The sequence below is a fragment of the Mycobacterium sp. NPDC003323 genome (genome assembly GCF_053589535.1).
On sequence record NZ_JBSFSB010000001.1, the window covers coordinates 757165 to 782007 of the forward strand.

Annotated in this window: 28 protein-coding genes; 15 read left to right on the forward strand and 13 right to left on the reverse strand. The window is 67.7% G+C overall.

Features of this window, described 5'->3' with window-relative positions:
- The first annotated feature begins 322 nt into the window (after positions 1-322).
- Both dapA and ACWDUN_RS03375 read left to right on the forward strand, forming a co-directional pair.
- Positions 323-1225, forward strand: a complete 903-nt coding sequence (gene dapA / locus ACWDUN_RS03370) for a 4-hydroxy-tetrahydrodipicolinate synthase (protein ID WP_449924548.1) — start codon at positions 323-325, stop codon at positions 1223-1225.
- A complete protein-coding gene (locus tag ACWDUN_RS03375; RefSeq protein ID WP_449924551.1) occupies positions 1222-2898 on the forward strand; it encodes a ribonuclease J in 1677 nt (558 codons plus the stop codon). Before dapA ends, ACWDUN_RS03375 begins: the two co-directional genes overlap by 4 nt.
- Here ACWDUN_RS03375 and ACWDUN_RS03380 read toward each other — a convergent pair.
- The 4 genes from ACWDUN_RS03380 to ACWDUN_RS03395 all read right to left on the reverse strand — a co-directional run bounded on the left by ACWDUN_RS03380 (position 2895) and on the right by ACWDUN_RS03395 (position 5329).
- Positions 2895-3770 carry an SAM-dependent methyltransferase gene (locus ACWDUN_RS03380; RefSeq protein WP_449924554.1) on the reverse strand — a complete coding sequence of 292 codons (876 nt, stop codon included), beginning with the start codon at positions 3768-3770 and terminating at the stop codon, positions 2895-2897. The two genes, ACWDUN_RS03375 and ACWDUN_RS03380, sit on opposite strands and share 4 nt — an antisense overlap.
- Positions 3770-4588: a mycofactocin-coupled SDR family oxidoreductase gene (locus ACWDUN_RS03385; RefSeq protein WP_449924557.1), complete on the reverse strand. Its 819-nt coding sequence runs from the start codon at positions 4586-4588 to the stop codon at positions 3770-3772. Before ACWDUN_RS03385 ends, ACWDUN_RS03380 begins: the two co-directional genes overlap by 1 nt.
- Before the next feature lie 8 nt (positions 4589-4596).
- Positions 4597-4911 carry a putative quinol monooxygenase gene (locus ACWDUN_RS03390; protein WP_449924560.1) on the reverse strand — a complete coding sequence of 105 codons (315 nt, stop codon included), beginning with the start codon at positions 4909-4911 and terminating at the stop codon, positions 4597-4599.
- Positions 4912-4975: 64 nt separating this feature from the next.
- On the reverse strand, positions 4976-5329 hold the full coding sequence (locus ACWDUN_RS03395; RefSeq protein WP_449924562.1) for a DUF2834 domain-containing protein: 354 nt from the start codon (positions 5327-5329) through the stop codon (positions 4976-4978).
- A gap of 96 nt (positions 5330-5425) precedes the next feature.
- On the opposite strand from ACWDUN_RS03395, the gene ACWDUN_RS03400 reads away from it, so the two are divergent.
- Positions 5426-7972 carry a DNA translocase FtsK gene (locus tag ACWDUN_RS03400; RefSeq protein WP_449924565.1) on the forward strand — a complete coding sequence of 849 codons (2547 nt, stop codon included), beginning with the start codon at positions 5426-5428 and terminating at the stop codon, positions 7970-7972.
- Here ACWDUN_RS03400 and ACWDUN_RS03405 read toward each other — a convergent pair.
- Complete coding sequence (locus ACWDUN_RS03405) at positions 7969-8451, reverse strand: amino-acid N-acetyltransferase (RefSeq protein WP_449926215.1); 483 nt, start codon at positions 8449-8451, stop codon at positions 7969-7971. The genes ACWDUN_RS03400 and ACWDUN_RS03405 overlap by 4 nt on opposite strands.
- Positions 8452-8532: 81 nt before the next feature.
- Between ACWDUN_RS03405 and pgsA the strand changes: the two genes are divergently transcribed.
- From pgsA to pspM, 4 genes are all read left to right on the forward strand, one after another.
- Positions 8533-9126 carry a CDP-diacylglycerol--glycerol-3-phosphate 3-phosphatidyltransferase gene (gene pgsA / locus ACWDUN_RS03410; protein ID WP_449924568.1) on the forward strand — a complete coding sequence of 198 codons (594 nt, stop codon included), beginning with the start codon at positions 8533-8535 and terminating at the stop codon, positions 9124-9126.
- Between the two features lie 43 nt (positions 9127-9169).
- On the forward strand, positions 9170-9490 hold the full coding sequence (clgR, locus tag ACWDUN_RS03415; protein WP_449924571.1) for a transcriptional regulator ClgR: 321 nt from the start codon (positions 9170-9172) through the stop codon (positions 9488-9490).
- A 63-nt stretch (positions 9491-9553) separates the two neighbouring features.
- Complete coding sequence (gene pspA / locus ACWDUN_RS03420) at positions 9554-10384, forward strand: phage shock protein PspA (protein ID WP_449924574.1); 831 nt, start codon at positions 9554-9556, stop codon at positions 10382-10384.
- A 15-nt stretch (positions 10385-10399) separates the two neighbouring features.
- Positions 10400-11224, forward strand: coding sequence for a phage shock envelope stress response protein PspM (pspM, locus tag ACWDUN_RS03425; RefSeq protein WP_449926218.1), 825 nt, complete (start codon positions 10400-10402; stop codon positions 11222-11224).
- Positions 11225-11233: 9 nt separating this feature from the next.
- Here the strand turns inward: pspM and ACWDUN_RS03430 are convergent, their stop codons facing one another.
- Entirely contained in the window at positions 11234-11677 is a 444-nt protein-coding gene (locus tag ACWDUN_RS03430) for a limonene-1,2-epoxide hydrolase family protein (protein ID WP_449924577.1), read from the reverse strand.
- A gap of 31 nt (positions 11678-11708) precedes the next feature.
- Here ACWDUN_RS03430 and ACWDUN_RS03435 point away from each other — a divergent pair, with 31 nt between their 5' ends.
- The 4 genes from ACWDUN_RS03435 to recX all read left to right on the forward strand — a co-directional run bounded on the left by ACWDUN_RS03435 (position 11709) and on the right by recX (position 14789).
- Positions 11709-12881 (forward strand): glycosyltransferase, encoded by a 1173-nt coding sequence (locus tag ACWDUN_RS03435; RefSeq protein WP_449924580.1) that lies wholly within the window; start codon positions 11709-11711, stop codon positions 12879-12881.
- Between the two features lie 9 nt (positions 12882-12890).
- Positions 12891-13085, forward strand: a complete 195-nt coding sequence (locus ACWDUN_RS03440; RefSeq protein ID WP_449924582.1) for a DUF3046 domain-containing protein — start codon at positions 12891-12893, stop codon at positions 13083-13085.
- Positions 13086-13252: 167 nt separating this feature from the next.
- Positions 13253-14296, forward strand: coding sequence for a recombinase RecA (gene recA, locus ACWDUN_RS03445; protein ID WP_083059726.1), 1044 nt, complete (start codon positions 13253-13255; stop codon positions 14294-14296).
- Entirely contained in the window at positions 14265-14789 is a 525-nt protein-coding gene (gene recX / locus ACWDUN_RS03450; RefSeq protein ID WP_449924585.1) for a recombination regulator RecX, read from the forward strand. The genes recA and recX overlap by 32 nt, the downstream gene beginning before the upstream one ends.
- 2 nt (positions 14790-14791) lie before the next feature.
- Here recX and ACWDUN_RS03455 read toward each other — a convergent pair whose 3' ends face one another.
- The gene (locus ACWDUN_RS03455) at positions 14792-15544 is read right to left on the reverse strand and encodes a 3-oxoacyl-ACP reductase family protein (protein WP_449924588.1); all 753 of its coding nucleotides are present in this window, start codon (positions 15542-15544) and stop codon (positions 14792-14794) included.
- A gap of 116 nt (positions 15545-15660) precedes the next feature.
- Between ACWDUN_RS03455 and ACWDUN_RS03460 the strand changes: the two genes are divergently transcribed.
- Complete coding sequence (locus ACWDUN_RS03460; RefSeq protein ID WP_449924591.1) at positions 15661-16218, forward strand: TetR/AcrR family transcriptional regulator; 558 nt, start codon at positions 15661-15663, stop codon at positions 16216-16218.
- On the opposite strand, the gene ACWDUN_RS03465 is transcribed toward ACWDUN_RS03460, so the two are convergent.
- Positions 16215-16619: a MarR family winged helix-turn-helix transcriptional regulator gene (locus ACWDUN_RS03465; protein ID WP_449924593.1), complete on the reverse strand. Its 405-nt coding sequence runs from the start codon at positions 16617-16619 to the stop codon at positions 16215-16217. The two genes, ACWDUN_RS03460 and ACWDUN_RS03465, sit on opposite strands and share 4 nt — an antisense overlap.
- A 98-nt stretch (positions 16620-16717) precedes the next feature.
- On the opposite strand from ACWDUN_RS03465, the gene ACWDUN_RS03470 reads away from it, so the two are divergent.
- Entirely contained in the window at positions 16718-17938 is a 1221-nt protein-coding gene (locus ACWDUN_RS03470; RefSeq protein WP_449924595.1) for a multidrug effflux MFS transporter, read from the forward strand.
- Here the strand turns inward: ACWDUN_RS03470 and ACWDUN_RS03475 are convergent.
- The 4 genes from ACWDUN_RS03475 to ACWDUN_RS03490 all read right to left on the reverse strand — a co-directional run bounded on the left by ACWDUN_RS03475 (position 17927) and on the right by ACWDUN_RS03490 (position 21135).
- Positions 17927-18799 carry an amino acid ABC transporter permease gene (locus tag ACWDUN_RS03475; RefSeq protein WP_449924598.1) on the reverse strand — a complete coding sequence of 291 codons (873 nt, stop codon included), beginning with the start codon at positions 18797-18799 and terminating at the stop codon, positions 17927-17929. The genes ACWDUN_RS03470 and ACWDUN_RS03475 overlap by 12 nt on opposite strands.
- Positions 18800-18887: 88 nt before the next feature.
- Positions 18888-19568, reverse strand: a complete 681-nt coding sequence (locus ACWDUN_RS03480) for an amino acid ABC transporter permease (RefSeq protein ID WP_449924600.1) — start codon at positions 19566-19568, stop codon at positions 18888-18890.
- Between the two features lie 9 nt (positions 19569-19577).
- A complete protein-coding gene (locus tag ACWDUN_RS03485; protein WP_449924603.1) occupies positions 19578-20390 on the reverse strand; it encodes a glutamate ABC transporter substrate-binding protein in 813 nt (270 codons plus the stop codon).
- Between the two features lie 16 nt (positions 20391-20406).
- On the reverse strand, positions 20407-21135 hold the full coding sequence (locus ACWDUN_RS03490) for an amino acid ABC transporter ATP-binding protein (RefSeq protein WP_449926221.1): 729 nt from the start codon (positions 21133-21135) through the stop codon (positions 20407-20409).
- Positions 21136-21234: 99 nt separating this feature from the next.
- On the opposite strand from ACWDUN_RS03490, the gene miaB reads away from it, so the two are divergent.
- Complete coding sequence (gene miaB / locus ACWDUN_RS03495) at positions 21235-22776, forward strand: tRNA (N6-isopentenyl adenosine(37)-C2)-methylthiotransferase MiaB (RefSeq protein ID WP_449926224.1); 1542 nt, start codon at positions 21235-21237, stop codon at positions 22774-22776.
- A complete protein-coding gene (locus tag ACWDUN_RS03500; protein WP_449924605.1) occupies positions 22764-23339 on the forward strand; it encodes an Rv2732c family membrane protein in 576 nt (191 codons plus the stop codon). The genes miaB and ACWDUN_RS03500 overlap by 13 nt, the downstream gene beginning before the upstream one ends.
- Here the strand turns inward: ACWDUN_RS03500 and ACWDUN_RS03505 are convergent.
- On the reverse strand, positions 23336-24685 hold the full coding sequence (locus ACWDUN_RS03505; protein ID WP_449924608.1) for a DUF349 domain-containing protein: 1350 nt from the start codon (positions 24683-24685) through the stop codon (positions 23336-23338). The two genes, ACWDUN_RS03500 and ACWDUN_RS03505, sit on opposite strands and share 4 nt — an antisense overlap.
- Positions 24686-24843 lie beyond the last annotated feature (158 nt).

Below are 24843 nucleotides of genomic sequence, written 5' to 3' on the forward strand. Positions count from 1 at the left end.
ACTGCCGTACCTTGTTGACCTCGTCGGATGGAGGCATCACTGTCCGTAGTCGTCATGAGACGGCGGCTCGTCCAGCACGCCCAGGTCAATGAGCACCGAGTCCTCTTCGAGCCTGTGCCGGGCCCGGCCGACCATTGAGAATCGTTCCACCGCAGCATCTTCGTCCCCCGATTGATGGCTGTGATCCAGCGTATGGGCGGGGTCCGGGGGAGGTGCGCACCAGATTCGGCGCAACGGTCGATCCGGCGTGGGCGATGACCGCGTCACCGGAACCGAAACCGCGCTGCATAAACCGCTCGGGTGAGCGGGTAATCTGACGCGCGTGACCGCCAGTGGAATTGATGTCAGCGCGCGTTTGGGCAGCGTGCTGACTGCCATGGTGACGCCGTTCGGCCCGGACGGCTCGCTCGACCTGGCGGCCGCCAAGAAGGTAGCCACGCACCTGGTCGACACCGGCTGCGACGGTCTGGTGGTGTCCGGCACCACCGGGGAGTCGCCGACGACCACCGACGACGAGAAGATCGCGCTGCTGGAGGCCGTGCTGGAGGCCGTCGGCGACCGGGCGCGCATCATCGCCGGCGCCGGCAGCTATGACACCGCCCACAGCATTCACCTGGCCAAGGCCAGCGCCGCCGCGGGCGCGCACGGTCTGCTCGTGGTGACCCCGTATTACTCGCGTCCCTCGCAGCGCGGGCTGGTGGCCCACTTCACCGCGGTCGCCGACGCCACCGACCTGCCGGTCGTGCTCTACGACATCCCGCCGCGCTCGATCATCCCGATCGACTGGGACACCTTGCGGACACTGTCGGAGCACCCGAACATCGTCGCGGTCAAGGACGCCAAGGGCGACCTGCACGGCGCCGGCCAGTTCATGGCCGAAACAGGCACCGCGTACTACTCCGGCGACGATGCACTGAACCTGCCGTGGTTGGCCATGGGGGCGGTCGGCTTCATCAGCGTCTGGGGCCATGTCGCCGCGCCGCAGTTGCGAGAGATGTTGACCGCGTTCAACTCCGGTGACATCGCCACCGCCCGCAAGATCAACACCACGCTGGGCTCGCTGTACTACGCCCAGTGCCGGTTGGGTGGGGTCACGATGTCCAAGGAGGGGCTGCGGTTGCTGGGGATCGATGCCGGAGCGCCGCGGCTGCCGCAGGTGCCGGCGGCGCCCTCGGAGATCGATGAGCTGGCCGCCGACATGCGCACCGCCGGCGTCCTGCGATGACGGCCGAACTCACCGCACCGGGGCCGCTGGCCCCCGGCGGTCTGCGGGTCACCGCGCTGGGCGGGATCGGCGAAATCGGGCGCAACATGACCGTTTTCGAGCATCTGGGTCGACTGCTCATCATCGATTGCGGTGTGCTGTTCCCCGGTCATGACGAGCCCGGCGTCGACCTGATCCTGCCGGATCTGCGCCATGTCGAGAACCGCCTCGACGATGTCGAGGCATTGGTGCTGACGCACGCCCACGAGGACCACATCGGCGCGATCCCGCATCTGCTGAAGCTGCGCGCCGACATCCCGGTGGTGGGATCGAAGTTCACGCTGGCCCTGGTGGTCGAGAAGTGTCGCGAGCACCGGATCAAACCCAAGATCATCGAGGTCGGCGAGGGGCAACGCAGCACCCACGGGGTGTTCGAGTGCCAGTACTTCGCGGTCAACCACTCGATCCCCGACGCCCTGGCCATCGCGGTGCACACCGGTGCCGGCACCATCCTGCACACGGGCGACATCAAGCTCGACCAACTGCCGTTGGACGGTCGGCCCACCGACCTGCCCGGGATGTCACGCCTCGGCGACGCCGGGGTGGACCTGTTCCTGTGTGACTCGACCAATGCCGAGCACCCCGGTGTCAGCCCGTCGGAGAGCGAGGTCGGTCCGACGCTGCACCGCCTGATACGCGGTGCCGACGGACGGGTGATCGTTGCCTGCTTCGCCTCCAATGTCGATCGGGTGCAACAAATCATCGACGCCGCGGTGGCGCTGGGACGGCGGGTGTCCTTCGTCGGCCGGTCGATGGTCCGCAACATGGGCATCGCCCGCGAACTGGGATTCCTGCGCGTTGCCGATGAGGACATCCTCGATATCGCCGCCGCCGAGATGATGCCGCCCGAGCGGGTCGTGCTCATCACCACCGGGACCCAGGGCGAACCGATGGCGGCACTGTCGCGGATGTCGCGCGGTGAGCATCGCAGCATCATCCTGACCGCGGGTGATCTGGTGATCCTGTCCTCGTCGTTGATTCCCGGTAACGAGGAGGCGGTCTTCGGCGTCATCGATGCGCTCGCCAAGATCGGTGCCCGGGTGGTCACCAATGCTCAGGCGCGCGTCCACGTCTCGGGTCACGCCTATGCCGGTGAACTGTTGTTCCTGTACAACGGCGTGCGTCCGCGCAATGTCATGCCGGTGCACGGGACCTGGCGGCACCTGCGGGCCAATGCCGCGCTGGCGGTGCGCACCGGGGTGCCGGCCGAGAACGTCCTGCTCGCCGAGAACGGGGTCAGCGTCGATCTGATCAACGGAGTCGCCTCGATCGCCGGCGCGGTGCCGGTGGGCAAGCGCTTCGTCGACGGCCTGGTCACCGGCGATGTGGGCGAGACCACCCTCGGTGAGAGACTCACTCTGTCATCGGGTTTCGTCGCCGTCACCGTGGTGGTGCACCGCGGGACCGGTCGTGCCGCCGGGCCGGCGCATCTACATTCGCGGGGCTTCTCCGAGGACCCGAAGGCGCTCGAGCCGGTCGCCGAGAAAGTGGCCGACGAGTTGGAACGCCTCGCCGGCGACCAGGTCACCGATCCGGTGCGGATAGCCCAGGCGGTTCGACGCACCGTCGGCAAATGGGTGGGGGAGACCTACCGCCGGCAGCCGATGATCGTGCCCACGGTCATCGAGATCTAGGGCACCCGCACGGCCAGTGCCGTCCACTCGATCGGCGATGCACTGATCGCGCGGCCCGTGGGCCGGATGTAGGTGTCGCGGTAGTAGCTGGGGCCTGCCTGCTCGATCAGTCGCCAGCCGAACCCGCGCAGCGTCTCCTCGAGGTCTTCGGGCACGAATCCGGATTTCCACAGCTGCGCGCGGCGCCGGAACCTGCGGTGAACCGCGTCGGCGCCGTACAGCTGCGTACCGTCGATGAAGTCCTGGCGGATGTAGGTGAAGACCAACCTGCTGCCCGCAACCGCCGCGCGCAGTTGGTCGAACATGCCGTCTACGGCGGCCGGCGTCAGGTACTGGGTCACGCCCTCCCAGATGTACAACGTGGCGCCGGTGTCGCGAAAGCCGTTGGCCGCCAACGCCGCCATCACCGGATCGGACTCGAAGTCGACGCTGACCAGATGCACGGAGTCGGGTACGGCGCCGAGGACGCGCTGCACGGCGGCTCGTTTGCGGTCGATGTTGATCTGCTGGTCGACCTCGAAGACCGGCAGATCGCTGTACCGCGCGATGCGATAGGGCCGGGTGTCCAGGCCGGAACCCAGGATCACCACCGAGTCGATCTCGCTGGCCGGATCGGACACCTTGTCATCGATGAACCGTTTCCGGCAGGCGATGCCGGCCCACAGGCCCGGTCCGGACCGGTCCGATGCGGCGACCAGTAGCCGGCGCACCACCGCGGACCGGGCCATGCGTACCAGCGCGCGCATCCGCCCGGGCAGAAACGAGGCGGCCATCTCATCATCGACCAGGCGCCGCTCGGGTGGCTCCAGCGCCTCGACGGCCGACAGCACCATCGGACCGAACGCCGTCTGCGCGGCCGGATTCGACACCACTAGCGCTTGTTCACGTATCCGGCGTCCAGCGGCAGCGTCACCCCGGTGACGTAGCGGGCGGCATCGGAGACCAACCACAGCACGGCGTTGGCGATATCGTCGACCTGCAGCGTCTGCACGGGCAGCGCATTGGACATGTCCGGTCCGCGCTGCTCCTGTTGGGCCATCCCGGCCAGCCAGCTGCGGGTGAACTCGTTGTCGATCATCGGGGTGTCCACCCCCGCGGGATGGATCGAGTTCACGCGAATATTGAACTGCGCCAACACATTCGCGTACACCCGCATCAACCCGACGATGCCGTGTTTGGCCGCGGCATAGCCGACGGAACCGGCGATCGGTGAGCCGAGCCCGACCAGGCCGGCCACCGAGCTGGTCAACACGATGGCGCCGCCGTTGCCGAACTTCACCATGGGCTTCATCGCGACGTCGACGGTGTTGTACACCCCGGTCAGGTTCACATCGATGACGTCCTGCCAGGCGTCCTCCCCGGCCATCGGGGCGATGCCGGCGTTGGCGATGACGATGTCGAGCCGGTCGCCGAGTGCCTCGGTGCCGGCCCGCAGTGCCGTCTTGATCGACTCGCGGTCGCGTACATCGGCCTCGGCGGCGTAGATGCGGGCCCCCGTTTCCTCCACGAGTTTGACGGTTGCGGCCAGATCGTCCGGGGTTGCCAACGGATAGGGCACCGATGCGATCTGGTCACACAGGTCGACGGCGATGATGTCGGCGCCCTCGGCGGCGAGCTTGACCGCGTGCGCTCGGCCCTGCCCGCGCGCCGCGCCGGTGATGAAGGCGACCTTGCCGGACAGCGATCCCACGTCGACGCCTATCCGCGCAGCCGGCCCTTGGCGGGATCGCCGGCCACCACCGGTGCCAGCATCTTGATATCCGGTGCGCCGTCGAGATGCTCGCCGACCGTTCCGAACAGCTTGCCGACGGCCGGGGCGGTGCTGTGCGTCTTCAGCGCGTCCTCGTCGGCCCACTGCTCGATGAACACGAAGGTGCCGTTTGCCTCATGCAGGGAGTACAGCTCGCAGCCCGGCTCGGCGTGGACTTCGGCGATGGCATCGGTGCACGCGGTACGGACGATATCCACGGATTCGGGCTTGGCGGTCATGGTGGCGACGACGACAACGGGCACGCAACGCTCCTCGGTGGGTAGGAATCGGACAGGTGTCTAGCTTAACCAGAACGCGTGGTGGCGGTCACAGCACATCGGCTTTCGATGCCGTGGCAATCGCGACCTCGCGGGCGATCAGAAACAGCGGGAACGTCACGCTGATGGCGATGAGCATGCCGCCGCCGATGTAGAACCACACGTACCGCACACTGTGTCTGCGGGCCTCGGTCAGCATGAGGACCGCGACGGCCAGCGCCAAGAGCAGTAGGTCGGCGGTGAACGACCGACTCGCCGCGCTGGCCATCAGATCCGCGGCGAAATCCGGCAGGAACGCGACGCCGGAGTCCAGGTAGGCGATGTTCTGGCTCCAGGTCGCGACCAGCGCGATCAGCGCGATTGCGGCATATACGGCACAACGGACCTTGCTCGGAGTGCTCACTCGGGCACCGTAGGGCTCCGCGCCCGGTTTCGAGACCGATTTGTGACACGTGTGGCAGATGGTGAAAAAGTGGCGGCTGCGACTAGGCTGACCCCCATGGCCAACAAGACCGCCGCCCGGTCCGGAGCCCGTTCGAGCACGTCAAAGAGCCGTTCGGGCGCCAAGTCGCGGGCAGCAACCAAGCCGGTGAAGCGCCCGACGACACCGCGCCGCAAGCCCGCGCCGCGTCGCTCACCGTCCCGTTTCGCCGCCGCCGGCGCGGCCGTCGGCCGCGGCACCCGGGCCGGCTGGCTGATGGTTGCCAAGGGTGCGGGCTCCACCGCCCGCTCCGTCGGGCGGGCCCGCGATCTCGAGCCCGGCCACCGCCGCGACGGAATAGCGCTGGCACTGCTGGGTATCGCCGTCGTCGTTGCCGCGAGTTCCTGGTTCGACGCGGCCCGACCGGTCGGCGGCTGGATCGACGCGGTGCTGCGCACCATCATCGGCGGCGCCGTGGTCCTGGTGCCGGTGATCGTCGGCGTCATCGCCATCGTGCTGATGCGCACCGAACCCGATCTCGACGCCCGCCCGCGCCTCATCCTCGGCTCGGCGATGGTCGCGCTGCCGGTTCTGGGGTTGTGGCACATCTGGTCCGGCGCGCCGCTGGACCCGATGGAGCGCCGCGCGGCGGCCGGCTTCGTCGGTTTCGTCATCGGCGGCCCGCTCTCGGATGGTCTGACGGTGTGGATCGCGACACCGCTACTGGTGATCGGTGTGCTCTTCGGTCTGTTGCTGCTGACCGGCACCACCATCCGCGAACTGCCCGCGACATTGCGCGACATGTTCAGCACCCGTGGGTACGAGGACGATTACGACGACTACGACGAGCGTGACGACTACGACGACGACACCGACGCCGTCACCGAGGACTTCTCCGACGGCTATTACGACGAGGACTACGGCGACGCTGCGCAGTGGCCGACCGCCGAACTGCCCGGCGGCACGCCGATGGAGAACTATCCGCTGCCCGAACCGGCCGAGGCCCCAACGGTTCCCGAGCCGGTCGCGGTCAAACCGCGCAAGCCCAAGGTCGAACCCAAGAAGCCCAAGAAGGTCGACGACACCATGGTCGTGGACCGGGTGGTCGAGGGTCCCTACACCCTGCCGTCGCTGGATCTGCTGATCGCCGGGGATCCGCCCAAGCTGCGGACCGCGGCCAACGATCAGATGGAAGATGCCATCACCTCGGTGCTGCAACAGTTCAAGGTGGACGCCGCGGTCACCGGCTGCACCCGCGGTCCGACGGTCACCCGCTACGAGGTCGAACTCGGGCCTGGTGTCAAGGTCGAGAAGATCACTGCGCTGCACCGCAATATCGCCTATGCGGTGGCGACCGAGAGCGTGCGCATGCTGGCGCCGATCCCGGGCAAGTCGGCCGTGGGCATCGAGGTGCCCAACACCGACCGCGAAATGGTGCGGCTCTCCGATGTGCTGACGGCGCCGTCGACCCGCCGCGACCACCATCCGCTGGTGATCGGCCTGGGCAAGGACATCGAGGGCGATTTCATCTCGGCGAACCTGGCCAAGATGCCGCATCTACTGGTGGCCGGCTCGACCGGCTCGGGTAAGTCCAGCTTCGTCAACTCGATGCTGGTCTCGCTGCTGGCTCGCGCCACCCCGGAGGAGGTCAGGATGATCCTGATCGACCCCAAGATGGTGGAACTGACGCCGTACGAAGGCATTCCGCACCTGATCACGCCGATCATCACCCAACCCAAGAAGGCCGCCGCCGCGCTGGCCTGGTTGGTCGAAGAGATGGAACAGCGTTATCAGGACATGCAGGCCTCCCGGGTGCGCCATATCGACGTGTTCAACGAGAAGGTGCGCTCCGGCGAGATCACCACACCGCTGGGTAGCGAGCGGGTCTACAAGCCCTACCCCTACATCCTGGCCATCGTCGACGAGCTCGCCGACCTGATGATGACCGCCCCGCGTGATGTCGAGGACGCGATCGTGCGCATCACGCAGAAGGCCCGTGCCGCCGGTATCCACCTGGTACTGGCCACCCAGCGCCCGTCGGTCGATGTGGTGACCGGTCTGATCAAGACCAACGTGCCCTCGCGGTTGGCCTTCGCGACGTCCTCGCTGACCGACAGCCGCGTCATCCTGGACCAGCCGGGGGCGGAGAAGCTGATCGGTATGGGTGACGGGTTGTTCCTGCCGATGGGTGCGAACAAGCCGATCCGTATGCAGGGCGCCTTCATCAGCGACGAGGAGATCCACGCCGTCGTCGAGGCCACCAAGGCCCAGGCCGAGCCGGAGTTCGTCGACGGCGTCACCGCGGCCAAACCCAACGGTGACCGGTCCGATGTCGACCCCGACATCGGCGACGACATGGACGTCTTCCTGCAGGCCGTGGAATTGGTGGTGTCCAGCCAGTTCGGCTCGACCTCGATGCTGCAGCGCAAGCTGCGGGTGGGCTTCGCCAAGGCCGGGCGACTGATGGACCTGATGGAGACCCGCAACATCGTCGGCCCGTCCGAGGGATCCAAGGCGCGCGAGGTGCTGGTCAAGCCGGATGAGCTGGCCGGAACGCTGGCGCTGATCCGCGGTGGCTCGGACGCCAACGGCGCAGAAGACTCAGCCGACGAGGACGATTTCTAGAGGGTGAGCAACATCCTGGTGTTGCCCAGGATGTTGGGCTTCACATAGGACAGGTCGAGGAACTCGGCCATGCCGGTGTCGAAGGAGCGGCACATCTCCTCATAGACCTCGGCGGTCACCGGGGTGCCCGCGATCTCGGTGAACCCGTGCCGCCCGAAGAAGTCGGTCTCGAAGGTCAGCACGAAGATGCGCTGCAGGTGCAACTCGCGTGCGACGTCGAGCAGCTGGGAGACCACCCGATGCCCGACGCCCTTACCCCGCACCTTGGGGTGCACGGCGACCGTGCGCACCTCGCCGAGATCGGCCCACAGCACGTGCAGCGCGCCGCATCCGACGATCTCTCCGGCGATCTCACCGACCCAGAACTCCTGCACCGCCTCGTAGAGGTTGACCAGGTTCTTCTCCAACAAGATCTTGCCGGCGTAGATGTCGACGAGTTCCTTGATGGCCGGCACATCCGACGTCCTGGCCCGGCGCACGGTGACGGCTTCGGCCGGCGGATCGACGTCCTGGTTCACAGCAGCGAGAGTATCGGCAACGGCAACCGATATTCTGTTGCGGTGCCGGGCCAACCAGATACCGATCCCGTGGTGCCCCGTGCGTCGGTAGCCAACGTCGCCAACCTGCTGACCGGGGTCCGGTTCATCCTCGTCCCGGTGTTCCTGGCCGCGCTGTTCGTCGGTGACGGCCATGAGACCTTCTGGCGGACAATTGCTTTCGTCGTCTTCACGACGGCGGTCATCACCGATCACCTCGACGGGGCGCTGGCCCGGGCCTACGGGATGGTCACCGAATTCGGCAAACTGGCCGATCCCATCGCCGACAAGCTGCTGATCGGTTCGGCTCTGATCGGGTTGTCGATGCTGGGCGATCTGCCATGGTGGATCACCATCGTCATCATGGTCCGTGAGATCGGCGTCACCGTGCTACGACTGGCGGTGCTGCGCCACGGCGTCATCCCGGCGAGTCGCGGTGGCAAGGTGAAAACGCTGGTCCAGGCCGTCGCGATCGGATTGTTCATCCTTCCGATCTCGGGGCTGTGGCTGTGGACGGCCACCGCCATCATGTGGCTGGCCGTGCTGCTGACGGTGCTGACCGGCATCGACTATGTGATTTCGGCCGTGCGGGATTCACGGGCCCGGCCGGCGACCTGAGCGCCGCGGGAACCCCCGAGCCGTCCGCGGCGTTGACCCTTGTATGACGACACTGCTACGTGAGGTGATCGGCGACGTCCTGCGTGGCGCCCGGACCGAGCAGGGGCGCACCCTGCGGGAGGTGTCCGACGCGGCGCGCGTGAGCCTGGGATATCTGTCCGAGGTCGAGCGCGGCCGCAAGGAGGCCTCCAGCGAGCTGCTGAGCGCCATCTGCGACGCCCTGGACATCCCGATGTCGCGGGTGCTCTTCGATGCCGGTGAGCAGCTGGCCCGACAGGAAGAACTGGCGGCGCCCAGCGTCACGGGTATCGATGCCAGCACCAAGGTCGTGATCCCGCAGGCGGTGTCCATGGCGGTGGCCTGACCCGGTCCCTAAACGATAGGTTGGCACCCGAAGAACCCGAACATACGAAGGCGGAATGAACCCATGGCCAATCCGTTCGTCAAGGCGTGGAAGTACCTCATGGCGCTGTTCAGCTCCAAGGTCGACGAGTACGCCGATCCCAAGGTGCAGATCCAGCAGGCGATCGAGGACGCTCAGCGCCAGCACCAGGCCCTGACCCAGCAGGCCGCGCAGGTCATCGGAAACCAGCGCCAGCTGGAGATGCGGCTGAATCGTCAGCTCGCGGATATCGAGAAGCTGCAGGCCAACGTGCGGCAGGCGCTGACCTTGGCCGACCAGGCCACCGCTGCCGGTGACGCCGCGAAGGCCACCGAGTACACCAACGCCGCCGAGGCGTTCGCCGCTCAGTTGGTGACCGCCGAGCAGAGCGTCGAGGACCTCAAGGCCCTGCACGATCAGTCGCTGCAGGCCGCCGGCCAGGCCAAGAAGGCCGTCGAGCAGAACGCGATGGTCCTGCAGCAGAAGATCGCCGAGCGCACCAAGCTGCTGAGCCAGCTGGAGCAGGCCAAGATGCAGGAGCAGGTCAGCGCCTCGCTGCGCTCGATGAGCGAGATCTCTGCGCCCGGCACGACCCCGAATCTCGACGAGGTCCGGGAGAAGATCGAGCGCCGCTACGCCAACGCGATGGGCGCCACCGAACTGGCCCAGAACTCGGTGCAGGGCCGCATGATGGAGGTTCAGCAGGCCAGCGTGCAGATGGCCGGGCACTCCCGGCTGGAGCAGATCCGCGCCTCGATGCGTGGTGAGGCATTGCCCTCCGGCGGCGCGTCCACCCCGCAGTCCACTCCGGCGACGCCGACCACCCCGGCCGCCAACCCGCCGGCTGCGGCACCGGAAAACCCACTCTCGCAATAGGAATGAGACATGGCGCTGAGCTCTAGAGCAGGACGGCCGCGCGGTTGGCGCAGTATCGCCGAACGCGGACTGCAGGGCGGTATCGACACCGCGGCCGAGTTCTCCGGTCTGCTCGCGAGCAAGCTCGCCGCCATGTCCGATCCGCGCGCCAAGCTGCTGCGTAAACGGCGCTGGGCGCTGCGGCTCGGCTTGTTCTTCGCGGTCAGCAGTGCGTTCTGGATCCTGGTCACCGCGGTGCTGGCGTCGTGGAGTACCCCGGTGTGGGCGTTGATCGTCACCGGCGTGATCGCCGCGGGGGCCGCGTTCCCGGCCACGCTGCTGTTCCTGCGCTACCGGTGGCTCAAGGCCGAGCCACTGCCGGCCGGTCCGACGGCCCGGCGGATGCCGCCGTTCGGTTCGGCGGCCCGCAAGCCGATGGCCGACCTGGCGTCCTCGGAACGGGGGTTGTACTCACTGCTCGGCGTGTTGCAACGTGGACGGATGCTGCCCGAGCAGGAATTGCGCGAGATCGCCGAGGCCGCCGGGCAGACGGCGGTCACCATGGCCGCCACCGCAAGTGAGGTGGTGGCCATGGAGCGCGCCGCATCGGCATCGCCGCGGGCGCGCGCGCATCTGGCGCCGACCATCGCGTCGTTCACCGCCCAGCTTTCCCACGGCGCCCGTCAGTACGACGAAATGGTCACTGCCGCAGCGCAATTGGTGTCATCGGTCAACAACGGCCAGGTGTCGCACTCGCCGATGGCGCGGCAGCGCTACCGCGACGAGCTGGTCCATGCCACCGACCGGTTGCAGGGCTGGGCGCAGGCCTACAGCGAGCTGGGGCAGCTGCGCGGGGCGTGAAACGGCCCGTCAGAGTCTGGGGCGGAGCGCGGGAATGACGGCGCCGGCCACCCCGCGCACCAGTGCCTTCGTCATGTCGAACATGTCGAAGTAATCCCGCCACAGGGTGATGCGGCCGTCGTGGACCTCGAAGACGCCGCACACCCAGAACTGCAGACGGACGGGCCCCAGGATCAGCGCATCGGTGCGTTCGTTGAGTACGACGGCACCGTCGGCGGCGGTGCGGTGGATGGCGACGTCGAATCCGAAGGCCGGGCGATCCAGAGATCGGAAGACCTTGATGGTGCGCTGCCTGCCGCGCACGGTCGGGAACCCGACGTTCTGGTAGACGATGTTCTCGTCGATCAGCGCGCCCGCCGTGTCGAGATCGGGTCCGCGCAGTGCGAACAGGAACTTCTCCACCGTCGCGATGTTGGCGGCTTCGGTGCTGGCAGGTGTTGCCTGGTCGGTCATGTACCTCAGGGTATGTGACAGGGTGGGCGGCGTGCGTGTAGCTGTTGTGGCCGGACCGGATCCCGGGCATGCGTTCCCGGCCATCGCGCTGTGCCGCCTGTTCGCCACCGCGGGGGATTCGGCGACGCTGTTCACCGGTGCGCAGTGGCTGGACGTGGCGCGGGCGGCCGGGATCGACGCCGTGTTGTTGGCGGGGCTGGATCCCGACGCCGATGACGATGATGCCGACGCCGGGGCCAAGATTCACCGCCGGGCCGCACGAATGGCCGTGCTGAACGAGAGCGGGCTGCGCTCCCTGTCGCCCGATCTGGTGGTCTCGGATGTGATCACTGCCTGTGGCGGGTTGGCCGCCGAGTTGATCGGACTGCCCTGGATCGAGCTGAATCCGCACCCGCTGTACCTGCCGTCGAAGGGGTTGCCGCCGCTGGGCAGTGGGCTGGCACCCGGTGTCGGGGTGCGCGGCCGGCTGCGCGACACGGTGATGCGGGCGCTGACCGCGCGCTCCATCCGCGCCGGGCATCGGCACCGGGCCCGGGCCCGGGTGGATATCGGGTTGCCCGCCCGCGATCCGGGCCCGTTGCGGCGCCTGATCGCCACGCTGCCCGCACTCGAGGTACCCCGCCCGGACTGGCCGGATGAGGCCGTCATCGTCGGCCCATTGCACTTCGAGCCCACCGATGCGGTGTTGAGCCCCCCGCCGGGGGACGGCCCGCTGGTCGTGGTTGCGCCCTCCACCGCGGTGACCGGCGCCGCCGGTCTGGCCGAACTGGCGCTGAGCGGACTCGGGCCCGGGCGCGGCCTGCCCGAGGGGCTGCGGGTGGCGATATCGCGGCTCAACGGAGACGATCTGGATGTCCCGCCGTGGGCGGTGGTCGGGCTGGGGCGCCAGGACGAACTGTTGGCGCATGCCGATGTGCTGGTCTGCGGAGGTGGGCACGGCATCGTGTCCAAGGCGTTGCTGCACGGAGTGCCGCTGGTGACCGTGCCCGGCGGTGGGGATCAGTGGGAGATCTCCAATCGTGTTGTGCGCCAGGGTCTCGGGCAGTTGATTCGGCCGCTGACGGTCGAATCGCTGACGTCGGCGGTGGCAACCGTGCTGGCCGATCCGGCCTACCGTGGCGCCGCGCGCCGGGCGGGCGAGCACACCGCCGGGATCGCCGATCCGGTACGGGTGTGCCATGACGTGTTGGCGGCGAGTCGGTAGGTTGGCGGCGTGCGTCTCACCGAGTTCAACGAACGTGTCACCGGTCAGTTCGGTGCCGCCTACGGGGCATCGGTGCTCGTCGACCACGTGCTCAGCGCACTCGGTGGGCGAACCGCTGCCGAGGCCATCGAGGCCGGTGTGGACCCCCGGGACGTGTGGCGGGCGCTGTGTGCGGACTTCGAGGTGCCGCGCGATCAGTGGTGAGCTTTCGTCTCGCCCGCCGCGTCGGCGGCGTGTCTCCTTGCCTTCGAACACCTGTTCGTTAGTCTGGTGATCGTTCGACCGCGGTCACTTGTCGGTGGTGCGTTCTAGTCTCACAGCCAACCGACCGGAACCCCGGTCAACCGCACGACTACCGGAGAGGTACTCCCATGGCGCCACAGGCTCCCGATCGCGAAAAAGCACTCGAACTGGCGATGGCCCAGATCGAGAAGAACTACGGCAAGGGCTCGGTGATGCGCCTCGGTGAAGAGGTGCGCCAGCCGATCTCGGTCATTCCCACCGGCTCCATCTCCCTGGACGTGGCGCTGGGCATCGGCGGTCTGCCGCGCGGCCGCGTCATCGAGATCTACGGTCCGGAATCCTCGGGTAAGACCACCGTGGCACTGCATGCCGTGGCCAACGCCCAGGCCGCCGGCGGTATCGCGGCGTTCATCGACGCCGAGCACGCGCTCGATCCGGAGTACGCCAAGAAGCTCGGCGTGGACACCGATGCGTTGCTGGTGTCCCAGCCCGACACCGGTGAGCAGGCCTTGGAGATCGCCGACATGCTGGTGCGCTCGGGCGCGCTGGACATCCTGGTCATCGACTCGGTGGCGGCCCTGGTGCCACGTGCCGAGATCGAGGGCGAGATGGGTGACAGCCACGTCGGCCTGCAGGCCCGCCTGATGAGCCAGGCGCTGCGCAAGATGACCGGTGCGCTGAACAACTCGGGCACCACCGCGATCTTCATCAACCAGCTGCGCGAGAAGATCGGCGTCATGTTCGGCTCGCCCGAGACCACCACCGGTGGTAAGGCGCTGAAGTTCTACGCCTCGGTGCGCCTGGACGTGCGTCGTATCGAGACGCTGAAGGACGGAACCGACGCCGTCGGTAACCGCACCCGGGTCAAGGTTGTCAAGAACAAGGTGTCGCCGCCGTTCAAGCAGGCCGAGTTCGACATCCTGTACGGCCAGGGCATCAGCCGCGAGGGCTCGCTGATCGACATGGGTGTCGAGCACGGCTTCATCCGCAAGTCCGGCTCGTGGTTCACCTATGAGGGCGAGCAGCTGGGCCAGGGTAAGGAGAATGCCCGAAAGTTCCTGCTGGAGAACGTCGACGTGGCCAACGAGATCGAGAAGAAGATCAAGGAGAAGCTCGGTATCGGTGCCGTGCTGACCGATGATGACGTTCTCCCCGCCCCCGTCGACTTCTGAGCCGGCTGGACCCAAACGGGATGAGCAGGCGCGGGATGTGTGCCTGCGCCTGCTCACCGTTCGAGCCCGTACCCGCGCCGAACTGGAAGCCCAATTGGCCAAGCGAGGCTATCCGGAGGATGTCGGCGTCCGGGTGCTCGATCGTCTCGTCGAGGTCGGACTGCTCGATGACGCAGCCTTCGCGCAGGAGTGGGTGCGCAGCCGCCGCACCAACAGTGGAAAAGGCAAGCGCGCCTTGGCCGCCGAGCTGCGGACCAAGGGTGTCGACGCCGAGCTGATCGCATCGACGCTCGACAGCGTCGACGCGGGGGAGTGGCGGGTGCAGGCCGAGCAGCTGGTGGCCGCCAAGCTGCGCCGCGAACGGCTCGATGACGAGCTGAAGGTGACGCGGCGGCTGGTCGCCATGCTGGCCCGCCGCGGTTACAGCCAGGGCATGGCCTTCGACGTGGTCAGCACGCAGCTCGCGCAGGAGCGCGAGCGGCGCGCCGTGTGACCTCAGATCAGGAAGCCGCCGTCGACGTTCAGGGCGATGCCGGTGACGTAGCCGGCTTCCGGTGAGGCCAAGAACGCCACGGCACTGGCGATATCACCGGTCTGGCCGTAGTGGCCGACGGCCAGGAGCGGGGTCATCTGCTCGGCCAGCGGACCCTCGGCGGGATTCATGTCGGTGGCGATCGGCCCCGGCTGAATGTTGTTGACGGTGATACCGCGCGGCCCCAGTTCGCGGGCCAGGCCCCGGGTGAAGCCGGCGACGGCCGCCTTGGACAGCGCGTAGACCGAGAAGGCGGGCAACGGAACACTCTCGGCGTTCACACTGCCGATGTTGATGATGCGGCCGCCCTTTCCCAGATGCGGTACGGCGGCCTTGGTGGCGACGAACACCCCGCGCACGTTGACGTTCACGATCCGGTCGAACTCGTCGAGCGTGAAGTCCTCGATGAGCGCGCCGGACGCGACACCGGCGTTGTTGACCAGGATGTCCAGGCCGCCGAGTTCGGCCACCGCGGTGTCGACCGCCGCTGCCGTCGCCTCGGCGTCGGCGGCATCGGCCTGGATGGCCACCACCTTGGCGCCCGCGTCGGTCAGTTCGGCGACCAGTTCCTCGGCCGGGGCCGGCGAGGAGTTGTAGGTGAACGCGACCGAGGCACCGTCGGCGGCCAGTCGCCGCACGATCTCGGCGCCGATGCCGCGGGACGCGCCGGTGACCAGCGCGCGTCGTCCGGCCAGCGGTGTGGTGGTGTCGGTCATGGTGTCCTCCGGGTCGGAAGGTTCTTTCGAACCGATCGGTTATTAATTCTGTCCAGGTCAAGTACCGCAGTGCGATAATCATTCCGGGTGTGGTCCACATCACATAGGGAGGCGAGATGGCGGTCGGTCGACCCAGGGGGTTCCGGCCCGAGCAGGTGCTCGACATCGCCACGCGCCTGTTCTGGGAACACGGCTTCGACGGCGTGTCGGTCAGCGATCTCACCGACGCCACGGGCGTCAACCGGCGCAGCCTGTATGCCGCGTTCGGGTCGAAGGAGGATCTGTTCCGCCGCGCCGCCGAGCACTACGTGGCCGGCTATGGCAACTACGCCGCCGCGGCGCTGCGGATGCCCACTGCCCGCGACGTCGCGCGAGCGATGGTGCACGGGGCGGCCGATGCCACGATCCGGCCCGGCCACCCGGCCGGCTGTCTGCTGGTGCAGGGCGGCTGTGAACTCGCCGAGATGCGCGAGGCCGCCGTCACCGTGCTCGCCGAACGGTTCGCGCAGGCGCAGGCGGCAGGTGAGATTCCCGGCGAGGACCCGGTCGAATTGGCCCGCTGGATCGCCGCGACGTGTCAGGGGATCGCGGTGCAGGCGCGCAGTGGTGCCTCCGGCGAGGATCTGCACGCCATCGCTGATCGGTCGCTCCGGGCGTGGCCCGAGAGTTCCTAGTAGAGACCGCGTTCCACGGAGCCGAGTAGTCGTATCGCCGCGTCGACATCCTCTCGGCCGTCGAGTGCCGCATCGAGGATCGACGCCCAGACTGCCCGGATGCGCGCCAGATTCTGCGCGGCAAGATCGGTGGACCGCAACAGTGATTGGCGACTGTCGGCCGGGTCGGTGGCGCGCCGCACCAAACCTTTGGCCTCCAGATCGCGCAGTGCCCGGCTCATGTTGCTGCGCTGCAGACCGGTTCCGGCGGCCACCACACTCGGGCTGGAGTCGGGGTGATGGTCGATGAAGCGCAGCACCGTCACCTCGGTGGCCGACAGATCGAGCACGGACGGGTCTGCCGCCGTGCGGGCCTTGATGGCACGCGATACCGCTAGCACCAGGTCGGCGAGGTCGGCCAACCGTTCAGTGTGACGCGATCGAGCTTGCATGGATGTCACCCTACCTGATAGTTATAGAAATATAACTATCAAATGATAACTATGTCTGGAGATGCTGTATGACGACATCCGTCGACGCCCCGGCGCGTACCGGCACCGCGCCGCGCATTACACCCGGACTGCTGGTCACCCTCGCGCTGTTGTCGGCGGTCGCGCCGTTCGCCACCGACCTCTACTTGCCGGCCTTCCCGCAGATGGTCACCGACTTGCAGACCACGGCCACCGACGTGCAGCTGACCTTGACGGCGTTCCTGCTCGGACTGGCCGGTGGACAGTTGATCTTCGGTCCGCTGTCGGACCGGTTCGGCCGGGTCAAGCCGCTGCTGATCGGCGCCGTCGTCTGTGTCGGGGCGAGCCTCGTCGCCACCCTTGCCCCGACCGTCGAGGTGCTCATCGTTGCCCGCTTCGCCCAGGGTCTCACCGGCGCGGCAGGCATGGTGATCGGTCGGGCCATCATCTCCGACTTGGCATCCGGGCGCGCCGCCGCGCGCGCATTCAGCCTGATGATGATCGTCGGCGGTGTCGCGCCGATCGCCGCACCGTTGGCCGGCGGTTTCCTGGTCGGCCCGGTGGGTTGGCGCGGTGCCCTGGCGGTCATCCTGGCGTTGGTCGTGGTGATGCTGATCGCCGCTCTGACGGTCATCCGCGAAACCCACACTGCGCAGCGCCGCAGTGCATTGCGGGCCGACAGGGCCACCGCCGGTTCGCCTCTGCGCGACCTGAGCCAACGCGTCTATCTCGGCAACCTACTGGCCTTCGGGTTCGCGTTCGCGGTGATGATGGCCTACATCTCGGCCTCACCGTTCGTCTATCAGACGATGATGGGTCTGTTGTCGGCGCAGTACGGGGCGATGTTCGGGGTCAACGCTTTCGGGTTGCTCTTGATGAGTGCGCTTAGCGCCCGGCTGTCGGCGCGGGTGGACCCGCGGCCACTGGCCGCCGCCGGGCTGGCGCTCATCCTGGTGTCCAGCATCGCCGTGCTCACCATCTCGCTGACCGGCATCCCGGCCGGGTGGCTGGCGCTGCCGTTGTTCACCGCCGTCGCGGGCATGGGCCTGGTTTTCGGCAACGCCACGGCCCTGGCCCTGTCGGCCGCACCCCGCGCGGCCGGCACCGCATCGGCCGTGCTCGGAGCCACCCAGTTCCTGCTCGCCGCCGCGGTATCGCCATTGGTCAGCCTGGCCGGCGAACACACGGCCGGTCCGTTGGGGATCGTGATGGTGTGTGCGGCGTTCATCTCCTGCGCCGGTCTGGCGCTGGGCCGACCGTCAGAGCGCTGAGCCGTCCTGCGACAACGGCTTGGCCTCCAGCGGTTCGGGTCCCTTCTTCGATCGGCGCAGCCGTGCCTCGAGCCGCGTGGCGAACGCCGACAGTGCGAAGTTCAGTCCGATCATCAACGCCGCGATGACCATGAGTGCCGGAATGTAGTTGCCGTAGGCCGATCCGACGCTCTGCGCCTGACGCACCATCTCGACGAAGGTGATCTGATACCCGATCGCGGTGTCCTTGAGCACCACCACCATCTGCGACACCAGCACCGGCAGCATCGAAGTGATCGCCTGTGGCAGTTGCACGTTGGCCATCGTCTGCGACCACGTCATCCCCAGCGCGGAGGCGGCCTCGGCCTGCCCGCGCGGCAGTGCGTGCACACCGGTACGCACGATCTCGGCGATCACCGCCGAGTTGTACAGCGTCAGGCCGGTGATGACGCCGGCCAACGCCAGATACTCCGAGGCGAACACCCCGTACATCGCGAAGAGCGCGTAAGAGAACAGCATCATGATGAGCACCGGCACCGCGCGGAAGAACTCCACGAAGACACCGCAGGTCCAGCTCACCGCCCGCACCGGTGACAACCGCCCCACACCCAGCAGGCAGCCGAGCACCAGGGCGAGCACGATCGACACCGCCGCCGCGGTCAGCGTGCCCTCGATACCGGGCAGCACGTACGTCGTCCACAGATTGCCGGTGAAGAACGGCTCCCACTTGGCGGCGTCGAACTGACCGGCGGCGGCGAACTTCCACGCCACCCAGGCCAGGATCGCGGCGAACACCACGACCGTGACGACCGCGAGCGCCATGTTGACCTTGCGCGCCCGGGGCCCCGGCGCATCGAACAGAACTGACGAACCCGCGCTCATATTTGTCCGTTCTTCGCGCAAGCGCTCATGTGCCCTCTGTTCTTCGCGCAAGCGCTCATGTGCCCGCTGTTCTTCGCGCAAGCGCTCATCACCGAAGCACCGCCCAACGTTTGCCCAACCAACCGAAGAACAGACCCATCGGCAGGGTCAGGATCACAAACCCGATCGCGAAAATCCCGCCGACCACCAGCAGCGCCGAGGTGTTCTCCACCATCTCCTTCATCAGCAGCGCCGCCTCGGCCACCCCGATCGCCGAGGCGATGGTGGTGTTCTTGGTCAGCGCGATCAACACCGAACCCAGCGGGATGATCACCGCCCGGAAGGCCTGCGGCAGCAGGATGATCCGCAGATTCTGGGTGAAGGTCAGGCCGAGCGAACGCGCCGCCTCGGCCTGACCCATCGGCACCGTGTTCACCCCGGAACGGATCGCCTCACAGACGAACGCCGCGGTGTAGACCGTCAAACCGAGCACCGCCAACCGGAAGTTGCTGTCGATGATGGAGGTCGGCGACTCCGGATCGGTCAACGTGATGTGCAGCGTGTTGGCCAGACCCAGCGAGCAGAACACCAGGATCAGGGTCAGCGGGGTGTTGCGCACCACGTTCACATACGTGGTGCCCACACCCCGCATCACCGGCACCGGCGACAGCCGCATGGCGGCCAGCACGGTGCCCAGCACCAGTGCACCGATACCGGAGTACACCGTGAGTTCGATGGTCACCAGGAACGCGGCGAAGATCCGGTCCTGATACTCGCTGAAAACCTGCACGCGCGGCGACTACTTGTCGACGGCGGGCGGTTCGGGGGTCGCGATACCGGCCGGGCCGAGGTTCTTCTCGAAGGCCGCGGCCCACGCGCCGTCGGTCTCCATCTTGGTGATCGCGTCGTTGATCTTGGTCTGCATCTCGGTGTCGTCCTTCTTCAGGCCGATCCCGTAACGCTCCTCGGAGAACGGTTCGCCGACGAGCTTGAAGGTGCCGGGCTCCTGGGCGGCGTAGCCGGCCAGGATCACCTCGTCGGTGGTCACCGCGTCGATCGCACCGCTCTTGAGCGCCTCGACACACGCCGAGTAGGTGTCGTACTGCTGCAACTGCACGCCCGGGTACTTGTCCTTGATGCGCTGCGCCGGGGTGGATCCCGTCACCGAGCACAGCTTCTTGTTGTTCTCCAACGACTCGGCCCCGACGATCTCGTTGTCGTCGGCACGTACCAGCAAGCTCTGACCGGTGATCAGGTACGGCCCGGCGAAGCTGACCTTCTCCTTGCGCGCATCGGTGATCGAGTAGGTGGCCACGATGAAGTCCACCTGCCCGTTCTGGATCAGCGTCTCGCGCTGGCTCGACGGCGATTCCTTCCACTCGATCTGCTCGGGCGTATAGCCCAGCTGCTCGGCGACGTAGGTTGCCACGTCGACATCGAAACCGCTCATGGTGCCGTCGGGGTTCTTCAGGCCCAGGCCGGGCTGATCGAACTTGGTGCCGATGACGACCTTGTTCTCGTCGCCACCGGACCCGCCACCGCAGGCGGCCAGGGTCAGCGGAAGCGCTGCGGCCAGGACGGCGGCGGCCGCCGCCCGAACGCGAAATGACATTGCGTGCTCCTTCGATTCAGTGGTTGAGAATCTTGCCGAGGAAGTCCTTGGCACGATCGGACTTGGGATTGCCGAAGAACTCTTCGGGCTCGGCGTCTTCGACGATCGCGCCGTCGGCCATGAACACGACGCGGTGGGAGGCGCGCCGCGCGAAACCCATCTCATGGGTCACCACCAGCATCGTCATGCCCTCGGTCGCCAGGTCGGTCATGACGGCCAGCACCTCTTTGATCATCTCCGGATCGAGCGCGCTGGTGGGTTCGTCGAACAGCATCACCTTCGGGCTCATCGCCAGCGAGCGGGCGATCGCCACGCGCTGCTGCTGCCCACCGGACAGCTGCGCGGGGTACTTCTCGGCCTGACTGGCGATGCCCACCCGGTCGAGCAGCTTCATCGCCTCGGCGCGGGCCTTGTCCTTGCCCATCTTGCGCACCTTGACCGGCGCGAGCATGACGTTCTCGATGATCGTCTTGTGCGCGAACAGGTTGAACGACTGGAACACCATCCCGACGTCGGAGCGCAGATGGGCCAGCTTGCGGCCTTCCTCGGGCAGCACCTCGCCGTCGATGGAGATGGTGCCGTCATCGATCGGCTCGAGCCGGTTGATGGTGCGGCACAACGTTGATTTGCCCGAACCCGACGGGCCGAGCACCACGACGACCTGCCCGCGCGGGACATCGAGGTTGATGTCCTTGAGCACGTGTAGATCGCCGAAATGCTTGTTGACAGCCTGTAGCGAGATCATCGGGACCGAAGCCGCGGTGGTCATGGGCTCAGACCCTACCCAGGTAATGCTGCCGATGGGGCGTATCGACACCCCCGTAACATGAACGTCGTGACTTCCATGGTGGCTGCAGACATACCGGCGGGTTCGCACCCGGCCGACGCCGCCGTGCGCACCTATCAAGTCCGCACCTACGGGTGCCAGATGAATGTGCACGACTCGGAACGACTGTCCGGGCTGTTGGAAGCGGCAGGCTATGCCCGCGCCGCCGACGGCACCGACGCCGACATCGTGGTGTTCAACACCTGCGCCGTGCGGGAGAACGCCGACAACAAGCTCTACGGCAACCTCAGCCACCTCGCCCCGCGTAAGGCGTCCGATCCCGACATGCAGATCGCCGTCGGCGGATGTCTGGCCCAGAAGGACCGCGACACCGTGCTGAAGAAGGCGCCCTGGGTCGACGTGGTGTTCGGCACACACAACATCGGTTCGCTACCGGTGCTGCTGGAGCGGGCCCGTCATCAACGCGTTGCCCAGGTCGAGATCGCCGAGGCGCTACAGGAATTCCCGTCGGCGCTGCCGGCGGCTCGCGAATCGGCTTATGCGGCTTGGGTTTCCATCTCGGTCGGCTGCAACAACACCTGCACGTTCTGCATCGTGCCCGCCCTTCGCGGTAAGGAGGTGGACCGCAGGCCCGGCGATATCCTGGCCGAGGTGAGCACCCTGGTCGACCAGGGTGTGCTCGAGATCACGCTGCTCGGACAGAATGTGAACGCCTACGGCGTGTCGTTCGCCGACCCGCAGATCCCGCGTAACCGGGGAGCCTTCGCCGAGTTGTTGCGCGCCTGCGGCGGTATCGACGGCCTGGAGCGGGTGCGGTTCACCTCGCCGCACCCGGCCGAATTCACCGACGACGTCATCGAGGCCATGGCGACGACGCCCAATGTCTGCCCGACGCTGCACATGCCGCTGCAGTCCGGTTCGGACCGCATCCTCAAGGCCATGCGCCGGTCCTACCGCGCCGAGAAGTTCCTCGGCATCATCGACCGCGTCCGCACCGCGATCCCGCACGCCGCCATCACCACCGACATCATCGTCGGATTCCCGGGGGAGACGGAAGAGGATTTCCAGGCCACCCTCGACGTTGTCGCCCAGGCTCGGTTCGCCAGCGCGTTCACCTTCCAGTACTCCAAGCGGCCCGGCACGCCGGCCGCGGTGCTGGCTGACCAACTCCCCAAAGAGGTTGTCGGCGAACGCTATCAGCGGCTCATCGAACTGCAGGAGCAGATCTCCTGGGCCGAGAACAAGGCCCAGGTCGGTCGCGAGGTCGAATTGCTGGTCGCCGCCGGTGAAGGCCGCAAGGACGCCGCCACCGCCCGGCTGTCCGGCCGCGCCCGCGACGGCCGCCTGGTGCACTTCGACGCCGCCGGCGCCGATATCCGCCCCGGTGACATCGTCACCACCACCGTGACCCGTGCGGCCCCGCATTTCCTGGTCGCCGACGGCCCGGTCCTGACGCATCGCCGCACACGTGCCGGTGACGCGCACGCCGCCGGTCGGCGCCCGGTCACCGGCGTCGGGCTGGGGATGCCCGGTATCGGCGCGCCGCCGGTCGCCACCACATCCGTCCCGGGATGTTCGACGTCTGGATGCACATTGTGAGTGACAAGAATTCATCGGACTTCGAAGAGTTCAAGGATGACCTGGAGGCCGCCGAACGTCGCGTCGCCGCCGAGATCGACCCGGGCGCACGGGCGCTGGTGGTCGCGATCTGCGTCTTCGTCCTGCTGGTGACGTTCATCCTGCCGCACACCGGTTCCTCGCGCGGACTGGACGTGCTGATCGGCAGCGATGTCGCGCACGCGGACGGGCTGTCGCTGCCCTCGCGCGTATTCGTCTGGCTGACACTGGTGTTCGGTGTCGGCTTCTCGATCCTGGCGCTGTTGACCCGGCGCTGGACGCTGGCCTGGATCGCGCTGGCCGGCACCGCGGTGGCCTGCCCGGCCGGCATGCTGGCGGTGTGGTCGCGACAGACCGCCGGCGGTGACCTGCCCGGACCCGGGCTCGGGCTGATCATCGCCTGGATCGCGGTGCTGGTGCTGGCCTTCCACTGGGCCCGGGTGGTGTGGACGCGAACCGCGGTGCATCTGAGTGCCGAAGAGGAACGCCGCGCGGCGATCGCGCAGCAGCAGCGCAAGACGCTGCTCGACGACGATCAGGACTAGCGCTTCTTGGTGACGGCCTCGGCCGCCGTCTCCGCCCACTCCCGCCACTGCGCGGCACTGGCGCGGGCCTTCTCGGCGTCCTTGGTCTTGCCGGCGGCCGCGGCCTTCTCGGCCTGGCGCTCGAACTGCTCGGCACGCTCACGGAACTGATCGGCGCGGGCCTGCGCCTCGGCGTCGGTGTGGTCGACGGTGCCGGCGTCGCGGACCTTCTTCTCCACGGCGCGCAGCCGGCGTTCCAGATCCGCCGACCGCTCGCGGGGCGCCTTGCCGATGGCGTCCCATTTGTCGCCGATGGCGCGCAACGCCGCCTGTGCCGCCTTCGGATCGGAGATGTCGATGCGCTCGGCCTCGGCCAGCAGCTTTTCCTTGGCCTCGGCGTTGGCGGTGAACTCGGCGTCGCGTTCGGCGTGGACGGCATTGCGCGCGGTGAAGAAGGTGTCCTGGGCCGCCTTGAAGCGCGCCCACAGTGCGTCGTCGACATCCTTGGCCGCGCGGCCGGCCGCCTTCCACTGACTCAGCAGATCGCGGAACACCGCGGCGGTCGCCGCCCAGTCGGTCGAGTCGCGCAGCGCCTCGGCCCTCTCACACAGCGCTTCCTTGGCCTGCCGGGCACCCACCCGTTCCCGGTCCAGCTCGGCGAAGTGCGAGCCGCGGCGGCGGTTGAACGTCTCACGCGCGGCCGAGTAGCGCTTCCACAGCGCGTCATCGGTCTTACGGTCCAGGCCGGTGATGGTGCGCCATTCGTCCAGGATCGCGCGCAGCCGGTCACCGGCGGCCTTCCACTGACCGGTCGCGTTCGCGATCTCCTCGGCCTCGGCGGCCAGCGCCTCCTTGCGGGCGGTCTGGGCGGCCCGGTGCTCATCGCGACGCGCGCGCTCCTCGGCGGCCGCCCCGTCGGCGTGTTCGACGATGCCGGTCAACCGGGCCGCCACGGCGTCCACATCGCCGAGTACCGCCGCGGTCGGCAGCGTCTCCAGCAGCGCGGCGGCCGCAGACTTGATCTTGCGGGCATCCCCGGTGCCGGCGGCCAACCGCGTCTCCAGCAGCGCCACCTCGGTGTTCAGGTCGTCATAGCGACGCCCGAAGTGTGCGAACGCGGCCTCGGCGTCACCGGCCTGCCAGGACCCGATGACCCGCTCGCCGGCCGAGGTGATGAGCACGACGGTGCCGTCGTCCTCGACGCGGCCGAACCGGTGCGGGTCGACCGACGCCGGCACGGCCGGCGCAGGCGCCGCCGCCGCGGGTCGGGGGTGGGGTGCGGGCCGCGGGCCGGGCCGGGGGATGGGTTTGGGCTTCGGAGCCGATGCCGCGGTGGTCTCGCCCGAACCTGAGTCGCTGGTTGTCATAGTCTTCCTCGCACTCCGCGTGGTCTGACCCACGCACCTGCCGCGCGACGCGGCGCCGGATTGCTTCCGCCCGCTATTCAAGCAGGTCGGCGGAAACCGCGGTTGCGATCGGCATGTGTTTACCGGCACCCTCAGGACCCGAACCTTCAGGAGGACGC

Coding starts and splice junctions, on each gene's coding strand:
- clgR (WP_449924571.1), top strand. CDS start 9,170: ATGACGACACTGCTACGTGAGGTGATCGGCGACGTCCTGCGTGGCGCC.
- ACWDUN_RS03455 (WP_449924588.1), bottom strand. CDS start 15,544: ATGACCGACACCACCACACCGCTGGCCGGACGACGCGCGCTGGTCACC.
- ACWDUN_RS03505 (WP_449924608.1), bottom strand. CDS start 24,685: ATGACAACCAGCGACTCAGGTTCGGGCGAGACCACCGCGGCATCGGCT.
- ACWDUN_RS03375 (WP_449924551.1), top strand. CDS start 1,222: ATGACGGCCGAACTCACCGCACCGGGGCCGCTGGCCCCCGGCGGTCTG.
- ACWDUN_RS03460 (WP_449924591.1), top strand. CDS start 15,661: ATGGCGGTCGGTCGACCCAGGGGGTTCCGGCCCGAGCAGGTGCTCGAC.
- recA (WP_083059726.1), top strand. CDS start 13,253: ATGGCGCCACAGGCTCCCGATCGCGAAAAAGCACTCGAACTGGCGATG.
- ACWDUN_RS03500 (WP_449924605.1), top strand. CDS start 22,764: ATGCACATTGTGAGTGACAAGAATTCATCGGACTTCGAAGAGTTCAAG.
- ACWDUN_RS03485 (WP_449924603.1), bottom strand. CDS start 20,390: ATGTCATTTCGCGTTCGGGCGGCGGCCGCCGCCGTCCTGGCCGCAGCG.
- miaB (WP_449926224.1), top strand. CDS start 21,235: ATGGTGGCTGCAGACATACCGGCGGGTTCGCACCCGGCCGACGCCGCC.
- ACWDUN_RS03475 (WP_449924598.1), bottom strand. CDS start 18,799: ATGAGCGCGGGTTCGTCAGTTCTGTTCGATGCGCCGGGGCCCCGGGCG.
- recX (WP_449924585.1), top strand. CDS start 14,265: ATGACGTTCTCCCCGCCCCCGTCGACTTCTGAGCCGGCTGGACCCAAA.
- ACWDUN_RS03490 (WP_449926221.1), bottom strand. CDS start 21,135: ATGATCTCGCTACAGGCTGTCAACAAGCATTTCGGCGATCTACACGTG.
- ACWDUN_RS03400 (WP_449924565.1), top strand. CDS start 5,426: ATGGCCAACAAGACCGCCGCCCGGTCCGGAGCCCGTTCGAGCACGTCA.
- ACWDUN_RS03430 (WP_449924577.1), bottom strand. CDS start 11,677: ATGACCGACCAGGCAACACCTGCCAGCACCGAAGCCGCCAACATCGCG.
- pspA (WP_449924574.1), top strand. CDS start 9,554: ATGGCCAATCCGTTCGTCAAGGCGTGGAAGTACCTCATGGCGCTGTTC.
- ACWDUN_RS03470 (WP_449924595.1), top strand. CDS start 16,718: ATGACGACATCCGTCGACGCCCCGGCGCGTACCGGCACCGCGCCGCGC.